This window comes from Kitasatospora albolonga (genome assembly GCF_039535905.1).
In the GTDB taxonomy this organism is placed as follows: domain Bacteria; phylum Actinomycetota; class Actinomycetes; order Streptomycetales; family Streptomycetaceae; genus Kitasatospora; species Kitasatospora albolonga.
The window spans coordinates 1-13,130 of the sequence record NZ_BAAAYB010000009.1; the positions used below are offsets into that span (position 1 = coordinate 1).

Annotated in this window: 13 protein-coding genes and 3 pseudogenes; 9 read left to right on the plus strand and 7 right to left on the minus strand. The window is 73.9% G+C overall.

The genetic code is table 11. The features are described from left to right. Positions 1 to 621, minus strand: a 621-nt coding sequence (locus ABD946_RS02640) for a M48 family metalloprotease (RefSeq protein ID WP_486334027.1), incomplete at its 3' end; no start/stop codon positions are given. Between the two features lie 115 nt (positions 622 to 736). Here ABD946_RS02640 and ABD946_RS02645 point away from each other — a divergent pair. Beyond that, positions 737 to 946 carry a hypothetical protein gene (locus ABD946_RS02645; protein ID WP_345279669.1) on the plus strand — a complete coding sequence of 70 codons (210 nt, stop codon included), beginning with the start codon at positions 737 to 739 and terminating at the stop codon, positions 944 to 946. Positions 947 to 952: 6 nt separating this feature from the next. On the opposite strand, the pseudogene ABD946_RS42380 reads toward ABD946_RS02645, so the two are convergent. The 4 genes and pseudogenes from ABD946_RS42380 to ABD946_RS02665 all read right to left on the minus strand — a co-directional run. Continuing rightward, positions 953 to 1,292, minus strand: a pseudogene (locus ABD946_RS42380) (BlaI/MecI/CopY family transcriptional regulator); the annotation flags it as partial. An 84-nt stretch (positions 1,293 to 1,376) separates the two neighbouring features. Continuing rightward, the gene (locus ABD946_RS02655; RefSeq protein WP_345279671.1) at positions 1,377 to 2,057 is read right to left on the minus strand and encodes a phosphatase PAP2 family protein; all 681 of its coding nucleotides are present in this window, start codon (positions 2,055 to 2,057) and stop codon (positions 1,377 to 1,379) included. Continuing rightward, positions 2,054 to 2,665, minus strand: a complete 612-nt coding sequence (locus tag ABD946_RS02660) for a phosphatase PAP2 family protein (RefSeq protein WP_345279672.1) — start codon at positions 2,663 to 2,665, stop codon at positions 2,054 to 2,056. The genes ABD946_RS02655 and ABD946_RS02660 overlap by 4 nt, the downstream gene beginning before the upstream one ends. Then, positions 2,662 to 2,913, minus strand: a complete 252-nt coding sequence (locus tag ABD946_RS02665; protein WP_345279674.1) for a hypothetical protein — start codon at positions 2,911 to 2,913, stop codon at positions 2,662 to 2,664. The genes ABD946_RS02660 and ABD946_RS02665 overlap by 4 nt, the downstream gene beginning before the upstream one ends. A gap of 214 nt (positions 2,914 to 3,127) precedes the next feature. Between ABD946_RS02665 and ABD946_RS02670 the strand changes: the two genes are divergently transcribed. Both ABD946_RS02670 and ABD946_RS02675 read left to right on the plus strand, forming a co-directional pair. Continuing rightward, positions 3,128 to 3,520, plus strand: coding sequence for a BlaI/MecI/CopY family transcriptional regulator (locus ABD946_RS02670; protein WP_345279676.1), 393 nt, complete (start codon positions 3,128 to 3,130; stop codon positions 3,518 to 3,520). Further along, positions 3,517 to 4,455, plus strand: coding sequence for a M56 family metallopeptidase (locus tag ABD946_RS02675; RefSeq protein WP_345279678.1), 939 nt, complete (start codon positions 3,517 to 3,519; stop codon positions 4,453 to 4,455). Before ABD946_RS02670 ends, ABD946_RS02675 begins: the two co-directional genes overlap by 4 nt. Positions 4,456 to 4,550: 95 nt before the next feature. Here ABD946_RS02675 and ABD946_RS02680 read toward each other — a convergent pair whose 3' ends face one another. Beyond that, on the minus strand, positions 4,551 to 5,489 hold the full coding sequence (locus ABD946_RS02680) for a MerR family transcriptional regulator (RefSeq protein WP_345279680.1): 939 nt from the start codon (positions 5,487 to 5,489) through the stop codon (positions 4,551 to 4,553). A 221-nt stretch (positions 5,490 to 5,710) separates the two neighbouring features. Between ABD946_RS02680 and efeO the strand changes: the two are divergent. The 4 genes and pseudogenes from efeO (at position 5,711) to ABD946_RS02700 (ending at position 9,893) form a co-directional block, all read left to right on the plus strand. Further along, positions 5,711 to 6,849, plus strand: a pseudogene (gene efeO, locus ABD946_RS02685) (iron uptake system protein EfeO). Between the two features lie 29 nt (positions 6,850 to 6,878). Further along, positions 6,879 to 7,668, plus strand: a pseudogene (gene efeU / locus ABD946_RS02690) (iron uptake transporter permease EfeU); the annotation flags it as partial. Between the two features lie 609 nt (positions 7,669 to 8,277). Further along, entirely contained in the window at positions 8,278 to 9,093 is an 816-nt protein-coding gene (locus tag ABD946_RS02695) for a copper resistance D family protein (protein WP_345279682.1), read from the plus strand. A gap of 155 nt (positions 9,094 to 9,248) precedes the next feature. Next, a complete protein-coding gene (locus ABD946_RS02700; RefSeq protein ID WP_345279684.1) occupies positions 9,249 to 9,893 on the plus strand; it encodes a carbohydrate-binding protein in 645 nt (214 codons plus the stop codon). 86 nt (positions 9,894 to 9,979) lie between these two features. On the opposite strand, the gene ABD946_RS02705 is transcribed toward ABD946_RS02700, so the two are convergent. After that, positions 9,980 to 10,543: a carboxymuconolactone decarboxylase family protein gene (locus ABD946_RS02705; RefSeq protein WP_345279686.1), complete on the minus strand. Its 564-nt coding sequence runs from the start codon at positions 10,541 to 10,543 to the stop codon at positions 9,980 to 9,982. 52 nt (positions 10,544 to 10,595) lie between these two features. On the opposite strand from ABD946_RS02705, the gene ABD946_RS02710 reads away from it, so the two are divergent. Further along, positions 10,596 to 10,931, plus strand: coding sequence for a winged helix-turn-helix transcriptional regulator (locus ABD946_RS02710; RefSeq protein ID WP_345279687.1), 336 nt, complete (start codon positions 10,596 to 10,598; stop codon positions 10,929 to 10,931). A 159-nt stretch (positions 10,932 to 11,090) separates the two neighbouring features. After that, positions 11,091 to 13,022 carry an AMIN-like domain-containing (lipo)protein gene (locus ABD946_RS02715; RefSeq protein ID WP_345279689.1) on the plus strand — a complete coding sequence of 644 codons (1,932 nt, stop codon included), beginning with the start codon at positions 11,091 to 11,093 and terminating at the stop codon, positions 13,020 to 13,022. Positions 13,023 to 13,130: the final 108 nt, after the last annotated feature.

The window sequence follows — 13,130 nt, forward strand, 5'->3', positions numbered from 1 at the left end:
CGGGGGCCGAGGTGCTCTGGGCGGATCTCGATGTCCTCGTGGAGGTCGTGGGTGGCCTTCGGCGTGGCCGTGGCGGTGGCCAGCAGGCAGAGCAGCCAGTGCGGCCCCGGCGCGGCGGGCCAGGCCCGGGGACGGGGCGGGGGGCTGGAGGAGGGCCTGCATGCGGAGGGGGACGGGCCCGGCGGGTGGCGGCGAAGGCGGTGGCGGGGCGGACGGCGGACGGGACGGTGGCGAGGGCGGCTGTCCCGATGGCCCGGGCGGTGAGGCGGCGGTCTCCCACGGTGGCGGCGGCGACACTCGTCGGCCCAGCGTTCGGCGTGGTAGGGCCAGCGGTGCGCGCAGCCCTCGTACGGCCGGGTGGAGGCAGACGGCGAGGTCGGTGACCAGGGTCAGCAGGTGGTGCCGGCCGGTGAGTGGCGCGTTCGTGGCGAGCAGACGGGCCTGCTCGTCGGTGGTGAGGGCACGGAGCATGCCGGAGGTGACGACCACGAGGCCGGGGCGGCCGGGGAGGGCGAAGGCGTCCGCCTCGTCGCAGGGCAGGACGACCAGGTCGCCGGCCCGGCGGGCCGCGCGGAGTTCGGCGTGGATCGGGCCGGGCGCGCGACGGCGGACGGCTCGCACGGTGGCGGCCCCGGCCGCGGCGCAGGCGGGAAGGCGGCCCAGCCGAGGGCGAGGGTGACGGGCCCGTCCGGGAGCAGGGGCGGGGAGAGGTGGCCGAGGGCGGCGAGGAGGGGAGGTGCAGCAGCGCGCTGAGGGCGAGCAGGCCGAGCGCGGCGGTGGACAGGGCGGCGGCGAGTGCGCCCGTGACGGTCAGCAGGAGTGCGGCGGTGCGCGGTGCGAGGAGCGCGGCCAGGCGCCGCGCGAGCGGGGTGATGAGCCACGGGCGAGCAGCGGAGCCCAGACCGCCCAGGTCATCGCGGTTCCTGCGGGTCGGAGGAGGCGGTGAGGAGGCGCGGACGAGGTCCTCGTCGTCGGGGCTGAGCTGGGAGATGAAGCGGGCCAGGGTGCCGGTGCGGTCCGTCCCCTTGTCGAGTTCGGAGTGCATGCGCCGGGCGGAGAGGGCGGCCGGATCCTCGACGGCGGGGCGGTAGGTGAACGCGCGGCCCTGGCGGGTGCGGTGGACGGTGCCCTTGTCGTGCAGGCGGGCGAGGATCGTGGCGACGGTGGTGCGGCGAGTCCGGCGGGGAGGGCGTGTTGGAGCTCGGTCGGGGTGAGCGGGCGCTCGGCGCCCACAGGGCGGCCAGGACGGCGGCTTCCAGCTCGCCGGCCGGGCGTCGCGTCGCGTCGTTCACCGGGCTCCTCGCTTCCTCCGTATGACTACATCACCGTAGACCGCTGTCGGAGTCTAGTGCCGGGCGGCGGTGCGGCCTCCGGGGCTACGGCCGGGGCCGGGGGTGCGATGGAGGCGCCCGGGCGGAGGGAGGCAGGAGCAGCGCCAGCCAGAACGCGGCGAGCAGCCAGCCGCCGAGGACGTCGGCGGGCCAGTGGACGCCGAGGTGGATGCGGGTGAGCCCCACCCCGGCGGCGGTGCCGATCACGGCTGCGGCCAGGGGGACACCGCGCCCGGCGCGCACGGTGGTCAGCAGGGCCCAGGCGAGCAGCCCGGCGGCGACGGCGGAGGTGAAGGCGTGCCCGGAGGGGTAGGCGTAGCCGCTCGGGTGGGCCGCGACCCAGTCCGCCACCGGCGGCCGGGGCCGCGCGAAGAGCCACATCAGGCCGTGGCGGACCAGCTGCCCGCCGGCCAGCACGAGCACCGGCGCGAGCGCGGTGACCAGTCGGGCCCGGGTGTCGGCCGTGTCAGGCCGGTGGCGGGAGAGGAGCAGGCCGGCCGCCGCGGCGGCCAGGTAGGGCGGGACGCCGGTGCCGAGGAAGGTGACGGCCACCGCCAGGTGCACCGACCACCCGGGACGGTGACCGACCGCCCACCGGTGCAGCTCGGCCTCCCCGGGCAGCGGGGCGAACCCCCGTGCGGCGAGCACGGTGGTCAAGGCTGCGAACAGCGTCAGCGCGAGCAGCGCGGGAGCCCACCGGCGCAGCCGCGCCGCCCGGGCGGTCATGCGCTGACCAGGGTGCGCAGTCGGCCGGAGCGCAGCGTGGTGACGAGCGGTGCGCCGAGGCGGGCGGCACCGGCCAGCAGCAGGCCGAGGGCGGTGCCGATCAGGGCTCCGGCCAGGACGTCGTGCGGGTAGTGCACGCCGACGAAGACCCGGGAGACCCCCATCGCCACGGCGGCCAGGCCCGCGAGGGCGCCGAGCCGGCGGTCGCAGCGCCACAGCACCGCGGCGGCGGCGAAGGCGATCACCGTGTGGTTGCTGGGCAGGGACCAGTCCCCGGCCGCCGGGCACGCTTCGAGGGTCGCCCTGGCGGGGAGCACATGGCAGGGCCTGGGCTCGCGCAGCACCGACTTCAGCGCGGTGTCCAGCGCGAAGGCCGCCACCACGATCACCGGCGCGGCGAGCGCGACGGCCATCACCGGCGCGGCGGCCCGGCGGGCCCGCCACCAGCCGATGAGCATCAGCACGGCGAAGACCACGAGTCCGTACGCCGACCAGGCGGCCACCGTCTCGCCGACCGCGTACGGCGCGCGGTGCGCGAGCGCGGTGACGTCCAGGTACAGCGACCCGTCGACCCGCGAGCCGTCCAGCGCGAGCAGGGTGCCGGTCACCGGGCACCGGCCTTCGAGGCCTGAGCGGCCTGCGCGGTCTTGCGCGAGCGCAGCAGTTCCAGGGCCAGCGGTGCCAGGGAGACGACGACGACGGCGGCGACGATCGGCAGGAGGTGGCGGTCGACATTGGGAACGGAGGAGCCGGCGAACAGCACCACGGCGATGCCCAGGGCGCCGAACGCGGCCAGCGGTGAGCTCGCGTCCAGGACGTTCACGGCCAGGAAGTGGGCAGGGTCGGGCATGGGCATGCGCCTCTCCTCGGGGGCGGCGCTGCCGTCCACGGTTGTCTACATCAATGTAGACACAAACCTCGTGCGCAGGCCAACTCCCTCCCGCGGTCGGCGAGCCGCCCGACGGGGACTGTTGGGCGGCCACCCCCGGTGCCCGTAAGGTTTGGAAAGGCACACCTAAGTGATCGGCCCGGGACCACCCGGGCGGCCGGGGGAGCAGGATGGGAGCGACATGGAGCACGACAGTCCGGAGGCCAGGCGCCCGCACGGCGAGCTCGTCGCCGACGTGATGGCCGTCCTGTGGGCCGCCGACGCCCCGATGACGCCCCAGCAGGTCAACGCCGCACTCGACCGCGACCTGGCCCGCACCACCGTGGGCACCATCCTCATCCGCCTCCACGAGAAGGGCACCCTGACCCGGGTGCGCTCCGGCCGCGGCTACGCCTACGCGGCGGCCGATGACGCCGCCGGCCTCGTCGCCGGCCGGATGCGCCGCGAGCTCGACGCCGGAGCCGACCGCGACCTCGTCCTGCAGCGCTTCGTCTCCTCCCTCTCCGGCGACGACGAGGACGTGCTGCGCCGCCTGCTCCGGCAGGCCGAGAACCCCGTGCGGGAGGGCTCGTGACGCTGGTCCTGCTCCTGGTCGTCGCGGCACTGGCATTCCCCTGGATCGTCGTCGCCGCGGCGCGCCGCCTCGCCGCCGCCCTGCCCCCGAAGGAGGCCTGCGCGGCGATCGTCTCGGCGGCCGTGCTGGCCGCCGGCGGCACCGGCGCGGCCCTGTTCGGCCTCGCCCACGTCCCCTTCCTCGCCGGTCTGGAACGGCTCACCCTCGCCCAGGTCACCACCGAGTGGCCCGCCGCCCTGCCGGTCGCCGTGCTCGCCGCGGCCGTCATGGCCGCCCAGCTCGTCCTGGTCGTCCGCCGCTGGTTCGAGCACCGCTCCCTGCTGGCCCGCGCCTGGGCCGACGCCGCGGACGCCGAAGCGGACGGCGGGCTGCTCGTGGTGCCGGGGGAGGGCCCCGACGCCTTCGCCCTGCCCGGCCGGCGCCGCCGCCCCGGGGCGATCGTCGTCACCCGCGCCATGCTCCGGGCGCTCGGCGAGGAGGAGCGCGAGGTCCTCGTCGCCCACGAGCGGGCCCACCTCGCCGGCCGCCACCACCTGCTCTCCGTCACCGTCTACCTGGCCGCCGCCGTCCACCCCGCCCTGCGCTCACTGCGCCCGGTGCTGGACTTCCACCTGGAGCGGTGGGCGGACGAGGCGGCGGCCCGCGAGGTCGGCGACCGCCGCCTGGCCGCCGCCGTGATCGCCCGCGCGGCCCTGGCCGGAAGTGCGGCCAAGTCCCGGCGCGGCCCGCTGCTCGCGGTGAGCAGCGGGCCGGTGCCGCAGCGGGTCGAGGCCCTTCTCGGTCCGGTGCCGGTGCGGCCCGAGGCCGCCTCCGCCCGGGCCTCCGCCCTCGGCCTCGTCCTGGCGGTGGTCACGTGTGCCGTCGCGGCCGTCGCCGTCGCCTACGGCCTCCACGAGTACGTCGAACTCGCCGCCGAGGTGATCCGGGCTCGCTGACCGCCGATGGGGACGCAGGTGTGGTGAGCCTGGGCTCACTTCGCGCACCGGCCGTCGAGGGAACCGCCGGCACACGGCCCCGGGCAGCCGAACCGTCACTGCCGTGTCCGGGCGCGCAGGGCCTGGACGGACCAGTCGAGCACCGGTGCCAGACTCTCCGGGGCCGACCAGCCGTTGACCACCGCGAGGAGCCGGAGGTACCGCTCCCGGCGGGGGTCGTTCACGCTCTCCAGCCGAGTCACCAGCCGCCGGCGGAGCTCGACGTCGTCCGGGCGGCCGAGGAGGTGCGCGTAGTGCGCCGTGAACGCCGCCACGATCGGATCGGCCCGGGGCGAGGCCGGGTCGATGCCGGCCGTCAGGGCCGGGCCGACCTGGTCGCGGACGGCTGCGGCGATGTCGCGGCGCGGGATCGTCGTGCCGCCGAGGGCCTGCTCGGCTGCCTGCTCCTCGGCCATCAATCGCACGGCGGCGCGGAAGTCCGGGTCCAGGGACAGTTCGGCCAACTCCACCCAGGCCTGGACCTGTTCCTCCTCCGGGTTGTCGGGCAGTTCGGGGGTCATCGAGCGCATGGCTCCCGCGAACGCGGGGGCGGCGTCGAGACCGCCGAAGACGGCGTCGAGGAAGTCGCCGATCAGACGTCGGCGTCCGTCCTCGGAGAGCTGGGCCAGTCGGTGCATGTGTTCCGTCTCCTCGGGTGTGGACCCGCGCTCGGCCACCGCCGTCAGCACCGCGCGTCGCAGGCTGAGGACGCGGATCTGCACGGCCAGTGCTTCGGCGTGCGCCGCGGCGACTGCGGGGAGCGCGAGCTCGCGGTCCACGACCTTGCGGATCGTGGGGAGGTCCAGTCCCAGCTCGCGCAGGGTCCGTACGAGGTCCAGGCGTGCGACGGCGTCGATGGTGTAGCGGCGGTAGCCGGCCGGGCTGCGGTCGGTCGGCGCCACGATTCCGCGATCGGAGTAGAACCGGATGGTCTTGACCGTGAGACCGGTCCGCCGAGCGAGCTCGCCGATCGAGTAGAGCGTGTCGCCGTCCATGCCCCCACCTTCGTGTCTCCCCCTGATGGAGACTCAAGCCCCTTCGCCTGCCGGTAGCCAACCACTCCTCGTCCGTGGGTACGCCCGGGTGGATCGTGTGGTGACTACGTCGATGTAGACGGATGGCCGATTCCTGAACTAAGGTACGCCTAACCTAATGTCGCCCTCGCGGGCGGCGACCTGCTCGTTTCTCGATGCCCATCCACCCGTGGAGTCTCTTGATGTCCGTCCGCCGTTCGCACCTCGCCGCGCTGCTCACCGTCGCCGTGGCCGGAGTCGCGCTGACCGCGTGCACCGAGCAGAAGAAGGACGTCTCCTCGGACGGCGCGGTGCAGGTGAACGCCACCGACTCCGCCTGCGAGCTGTCGAAGACCACCTTCCCGGCCGGTCCGGTCAACTTCTCGGTCACCAACAAGGGTTCGAAGACCACCGAGGTCTACGTCTACGCGGCGGGCGACAAGATCGTCACCGAGCGGGAGAACATCGGCCCGGGCACCAAGGCCACCATCACCGCCGAGATCAAGGCCGGCGAGTACGAGGTGGCCTGCAAGCCGGGCATGGTCGGTGACGGCATCCGCCAGAAGATCACCGTCACCGGTGACGCGGCCCAGGCCAAGAGCGACCCGCGCCTGACCGCGGCGGTCACCGCCTACCGCACGTACGTGCAGGAGCAGGCCGACGCCACCATGCCGCTGGTGCGGAAGTTCGCCGACGCCGTGAAGGCGGGCGACCTGGAGGCCGCCAAGGCCGCCTACGCCCCCTCCCGGGTGGGCTGGGAGCGCACCGAGCCGGTGGCCGAGAGCTTCGGCGACATCGACCCGAAGACGGACGTCCGCGAGGACGGCCTGGAGCCGGGCCAGGAGTGGACGGGCTGGCACAAGCTGGAGAAGTCGCTCTGGGCCGACGGCAGGATCACCGACGAGGACAAGAAGCTGGCCGACCAGCTGGTGGCGGACTTGACGGAGTGGCAGAAGGTGGTCGGCACCGCCGAGATCACCGCCACCTCGATGGCCAACGGCGCCAAGGAGCTGCTGGACGAGGTCGCCACCGGCAAGGTCACCGGTGAGGAGGAGGCGTTCAGCCACACCGACCTGGTGGACTTCAACGCCAACGTCGAGGGTGCGCTGAAGGCGTACGAGCTGCTCAAGCCGGTCGTCGCGGAGAAGGACGCGGAGCTGGCCAAGACCCTGGGACCAGGAGTTCGCCGCGCTGAACACCCTGCTCGCCAAGTACAACCAGGGCGGTACCTGGACCTCCTACGACAAGGTCGGCGACACCGAGCGCAAGGCCTTCTCGGGACGCCGTCAACGCCCTGGCCGAGCCGCTCTCCAAGCTCGCCGCCGCGACCGTCGTCAACTGAGCCCCCGTCAACTCCTCAAGGAGAACGCCGTGTTCGGCAACTACCTGATAGGACTGCGCGAGGGCCTGGAAAGCCGGCCTCGTGGTCTGCATCCTGATCGCCTACCTGGTCAAGACCGGGCGCCGGGACCGCCTCGCGCCGGTGTGGGCGGGGATCGCCGCCGCCGTGCTGATCAGCATGGCCTTCGGCGCGGCGCTCCAGTTCGGCTCCAGCCAGCTGACCTTCGAGGCTCAGGAGACGGTCGGCGGCACGCTGTCGATCGTCGCCGTCGGCCTGGTCACCTGGATGGTGTTCTGGATGCGCCGCACCGCCCGGCACCTCAAGGCGGAGCTGCACGGCAAGCTGGACGCGGCCATCGCGATGGGCACCTTCGCCCTGGTCACCACCGCCTTCCTGGCGGTGGGCCGCGAGGGCCTGGAGACGGCCCTGTTCATCTGGTCCGCCGTCGCCGCCACCGATGACGGCGTGCGCCCGCTCGTCGGCGCCACGCTCGGCCTGCTCACCTCGGTCCTGCTCGGCTGGCTGTTCTACCGCGGCGCGCTGAGGATCAACCTGGCCAAGTTCTTCACCTGGACCGGCGCCATGCTGGTGGTCGTCGCGGCCGGCGTGCTCGCGTACGGCGTCCACGACCTCCAGGAGGCCGGGCTGCTTCCCGGGCTGCACAGCGTGGCGTTCGACATCAGCTCCACCGTCCCCAAGGACAGCTGGTACGGGACCTTGCTCAAGGGCGTGTTCAACTTCCAGCCCGACCCGACGGTGCTCCAACTGGTCGTCTGGGCCGGCTACCTGCTGCCCACGCTCGCCTGGTTCGTCCGTCCGGCGAGCTCCCCCCGCGCCCCGTCCCGCTGCGGCGCCGACGCAGGACCAACCCGCGTAACCCCGGCTCGGAGAGCCCCACTCACCCACTCTCCGAGCCCGTCACCAGCAGGCCGCACCGCCCGGCATCTCCCCGCTCCTCACCCGGCCGGTGCGGCCTGTCGCGTTCCTCCACACCTCACCACCCAAGGGAGGGCCCCGTGGCCCCGTTGTCGCTTCCGCATGCCCACGCGCCGCTGGCCGGCGCCGTACCGTCCACCCCCCTCGGCCCCTTCGCCGACAGCGCGGTGAACTGGGCGGTGTGGGTGACCCTGATGGCGGCGGTCGGCCTGCTGGCCCTCGCGCTGCTCGCCGCCGTCCCCGCCGCCGTCCGCAACGCCGCCGACTCCGCGCCCGCCGTCACCGGACGCCTGGCCCTGGCTGCGGTGGTCGTCGGGGTGCTGGCCGTGCCCGCCGTGCTGACCGAGCTGGCGCACGCCGCCTCGCCGAGCCACGGCTACGGACTACGCGAAGGCGTGGAGCTCGCTCTTCGACGGCAGCAACAAGGGCCGCCTGTCCGGCATCGAGGTCACCTCCTCCCTGCTCGGCGCCCTGCTGGCCGCCCCGCTGACGGTGCGTTCGATCGCGGCCGGCCGGGCGCGCGGCCCGCTGCTGTCCGCGGCCCTGCTCTGCGCCGCGGTCGCGCTCGGCGCCACCAAGTTCCCCTCGCAGGCACCGGCAGACCGGGGCCGGGGCACCTTCGACGCCGTGGTCTGGCAGCTGCACCTCCAGGGCGGCGGCGTCTGGATCGGGGGCCTGCTCGGGCTGCTGCTGCTCGCACTCCCCGCGGTCGTCAACGGCGCCGGGCGCCGTGCCTTCTGGTCGGCCGTCATCCGGCGCTTCTCGGTCGCCGCGATGGCCTGCGTCGCCGCCATCACCCTGTCCGGGCTGTTCCTCTACTGGGCGCACGTGGACGGGCTCTCCCAGCTGCTGAGCACCATGTACGGCCGGGTGCTCGGCGTCAAGATCCTCATCTTCGGCGGGATGCTGCTGATCGGCGCCTTCAACCAGTTCTGGCTGCACCCCCGCATCGAAGCCCTGCGCGAGGAGGGCGACCAGCGGCCGCTGATCACCGTGCTGCTGCGCCGCTTCCCGGCCGTGATCGCCGTCGAGGTGCTGCTCGGCCTGGCCCTGCTGTTCGTCGCGCCGTTCCTCCACGGCTCCGCCCGGAACCAGGCCCACCAGGCCGACGTGGCCAGGCGGTCCGCGACCGACATCCCGGCGAAGAAGCTGCCGAAGCTCCCGGCCAAGAAGGTCAGCACCTCGACCTGGGTCTGGGGCACGGCCGAGACGGCCGCCGTGGTCGTGGTGATGATCGGCGGGTACCGCTTCTCCGGCCGGCTGGCCGCGCGCCGTCGCGAGAACGGCGCCGTGCCCGCCACGAGTTGACGGGCGAGGACGATCGCCGTCAGGGCCCGGGCGCGCACGTCGAGGCCGGTTTCGGTGAGGACCCTTGACAGTCGGGTGGTCCAGACCAGCAGGATGTGACCCGGCCGGAGTGCCTCAGGCCGCCGAAGTCCCCACCTCCGAAGGGAGCGCGGCCCATGGCCGGACCCGTTCGCGCACCGCTCCGAGCCCTGCTCGCCGGAGCCGTCACCGCCGCCGCCCTCGCCGGCGCGGCGCTCACCGGCTCCGGCACCGTCCATGCGGCAGGCTCCCCACTGCCCGCCCCCACCTCCTCCCCGTCGCCCTCCGCGTCGGGTGTCCAGGTGCCCGCCGTCCAGGTGCGGCTCAGCCCGGCCTCGGGCACGGTGACCGCCGGTTCGTCGACCACCGCGACCGTGAGCACGGCCATCATCAACAACGGCTCGAACACCTCCGTCGCGATGGCGGTCACCGGCGTTCCCGCAGGGGTCACCGCCTCGGTCAACCCGTCCTCGGTCAGCGGGAGCGCCGGCGCCACCCTGTCGGTGTCGACCGCGTCCACGGCCGTCCCCGGCACCTACCCGCTGACGGTCAAGGGCACGCTGACCGGCACCTCGGCCACGTCCTCCGCGACGTACACGCTCACCGTGACCGGCACCGCCCCGGCGTGCTCCACCGCCCCCTGGGCCGGCACGCAGGTCTACACCGGTGGCGACACCGTCTCCTGGAAGGGCCACCGGTGGAGCGCCAAGTGGTGGACGCTGGGCGAGGAGCCCGGCACCACCGGTCAGTGGGGCGTCTGGCAGGACCTCGGTACCTGCTGATCCGCACGGATCGCCGGGCCGCGCCCCGCGACCGGGGCCCGGCTCCGCGACGCGTGCGGACTCCTCCGCTCAGGGCCGGCACCGGATCACTTCGCGGCGATCGGCCTGGTGCCGGGCTCCAGGGGCAGCCGGAGCGCCCGGACGGCGAAGGAGACGGCGTGGTACCAACCGCAGACCAGGACCAGCTCGAGCGCGGCGTCCTCGTCGGCGACGGCGACCAGCCTCGCCCACGCCTCGTCGGAGAGGTCGAAGGTCGTGTGGAGCTCGTCGACGGCTTCGAGCACCGCACGGTCCGCCGCGTCCCAGCAGTCGTCCGCCGGCGTTCCGGTGGCGAGGGAGGCGAGCTGCGCGGCGTCGAGCCCCGCCTTCTCGGCGAAGCCCGCGACGTGCACGGCCCACTCGTAGTCGGCTCCGCAGAGCGCGGTCGTCCGGTCGATGACCAGCTCGCGCCGGCGGAGCGTCAGGGCGGAGCGCCGGGAGAAGTAGTAGCTTCCCCAGCCCGCGATGGAGCGGGCGAGCTCGGGCCGGCGCGCCCACACCCGGAACAGCTGGATGGGGGAGGGCCCGAGGAGGCCGAGGGCTGCGGCGGCCTCCTCGTCGTACGGCGGCGAGAGCGGTTCGATGCGCGGGCGCTTCGATTTCAGAGGCATGGCGGCACGCTAACATTGGCGCTTCGGAAAGAGAAGCGAACGAGGGAAGCAGATGGCACCGACACCCCTCCCGGGCCGACCGGTCCGCGGCTCGCAGACGGGCCGCCCGATCATGGCGCTGCTCGACCTCCTGGGTCGGCGCTGGGTGCTGCGGGTCCTGTGGGAGCTGCGGGACGACTCGACGCCGACGTTCCGGCAGCTCCAGCAGCGCTGCGACGGCATCTCCTCGAGCGTCCTGGCGGTCCGGCTCCGTGAGCTCGGACAGGCCGACCTCGTCGAGCACGCCGGTGAGGGCTACCTGCTCACCGGTCAGGGGCGGTCCCTGCTCGAACGCCTCGCCCGGCTCGACGCCTGGGCCGCCGACTGGCGGCCCAGGGCCGAGGGCTGACGGCCCGTCAATCCTCCTGTAAGCCCGAGTCGGTGGCCCCGCGAACAAATCGTCGTACGTGTGCAACCTCAAGGCCGGACCGGAGCGTATGTACAGGCGAACGAACGATCGACGTACCTGACGGGGAGACAGATGATGCGACGTTGGACGGCTGTACCGATGGCACTCGTGCTGGCCGGGATCGGAGCGGCGGTGATCCCGGTGACGGCCTCCGCGGCGGCACCGGCCGCAGCCGTCGCCGCGTGCGAGACCGGCTGGGGCAGCCTCGCCAAGGCGGGCGGGGCCGATGCCGAGGACTACCGGTACATGACCGGCGTCAGGACCGGTACGCACCCCTGCTTCGACCGCATGGTCGTCGACGTGCCCGGATCGTCGCCCGCCAAGCCGGTCAAGTACCGGATCGAGTACCAGGATTCACCGATCCGCACGAGCACCGGCGACGAGCCGATCCCCGTCGCGGGCGGCAAGGTGCTGAACATCGTCGTCTGGGCGAACACCTACGACGCCGACTGGAACCGGACCTACCCCATGCGCACCGGGGAGAAGCTGCCCGGGCTCGACTTCACGGGCTACCCCACGTTCGTGGAGGCGCGGGGCGGAGGGTCGCACGCGGGCGAGACGCAGTTCGGCCTCGGGGTCCGGGACCGGCTGCCGTACCGGGTCTTCCAGCTCGACAACCGCCTGGTGATCGACGTGGCCCACACCTGGGGGCACCACGAGCTGACCCGCCGGGCGCGGACCCACGCCCCCGTACCGACGGCGGACCGGTACGGGGAGCGTCCTGCGCCCCTCCCCGGCAGCCCGCGTCCGCGTACGGCGGGTAGGCCGTGTGGGGAGCCCGGAATCCGCCGTCCGGGGCGGGTGCCGATCAAGCTGTCGGCGCCCCTGTCTAGAGTGCGTTCCATGACAGCAGATCTGGTCCGGGAGTCGTGGAGCCGAATCGACGCGTGGCTGCGCGAGCACGCGCCTCGCACCTTCGCGTCCCTCCGGCCTCCCGCGGGGGACGAGGAACTCGCGGCGGCGCAGGAGGAGTTGGGCCTCACCTTCCCTCCGGACCTGGTCGCCTCACTGCTCCGGCACGACGGTGCGCAGGAGGGGCCGGAGGCCTTCCGCTTCCCCACGGACGACCGCCTGCTGGGAGTGAGCGGGATCCTCGAGAAGACCCGCTTCCTCCGGGACATCGCCGCCGACCTCACCGAGGACCTCACCGAGGACCTCGACGAGGACCTCGAAGAGGACGAGGCCGGAGGCTACTGGCACCGTGGCTACGTCCAGTTCGGCACCTACGAGGCCACGGCGGACGGCCTCACCGTCGACTGCCGCACCGGGCAGGACACCTTCGGTGCGATCGGGCGGTTCTTCGACGAGACCGGTACCGCTTTCGGCAGGGCCGGTTCGCTCGGCGAGTACCTGGCGGAGCTGGCCGACCGGCTGGAGCGCGGCCGGGACGCCGGTGTGGTCACGTTCAACGGCCGGCTGCTCTGGGAGTCGGCGATGCCGGCCCACCCCGAGTGGGGCAGTGCCGACGATCCGCTGCCCGCAGCGGACGAGCGGCTTCCGGAGCTGGACCTCTCCTGCAGCCCCGCCGACCTCCTGCACGCCGTCCACCTGGACGGCCTGGAGGAACTCGGCTCGCTGCTCGCGGTCGTGCCGGCGGAGCGGGTGGCGGAGGCCGCCCGCAAGCAGCTGCGCCGACTGGCGGTCGAGACGGGCCTGGCCAAGTACCCGGAGGTCGGTGCGGCCCTGGACGCGTGGGACCGGGGTGAAGTCCCGCCCCGGCCGGAGCAGTTCGACCCGCTGGTCCTGCGCCTGCGCGCGGTGGTCGCGCAGGCGGGCGCGCACCGGGACGACACCCGCCGGTGGGCCGCCGAGAAGATGGTGCACGGGATCTGGGGCTCGCCCTACCGGTCGGTGTACGAGAGCGCGACCACCCGGAGCCGACTCACGGTCGACTGGCGTGCGGACCTCCACGCCGACCTGGGCGGACAGCCGCTGCCGCCGATGCCCGACGACCGGTTCTGGGGAACTCTGAGCAACCCCGCCGTCGACTCCAGCTGGTACGCCGCCCGCCACGCCGAGGCCCGGGACTGACCCCGGGACCGACCCACGCCCAGGCGGGGTGGAGGGCACGGCCGGTGACGGCTCCTCAGGTGGTCCTGCGGTAGGTGCCGGGCGGGGTGCCGTGGACGCGCACGCATC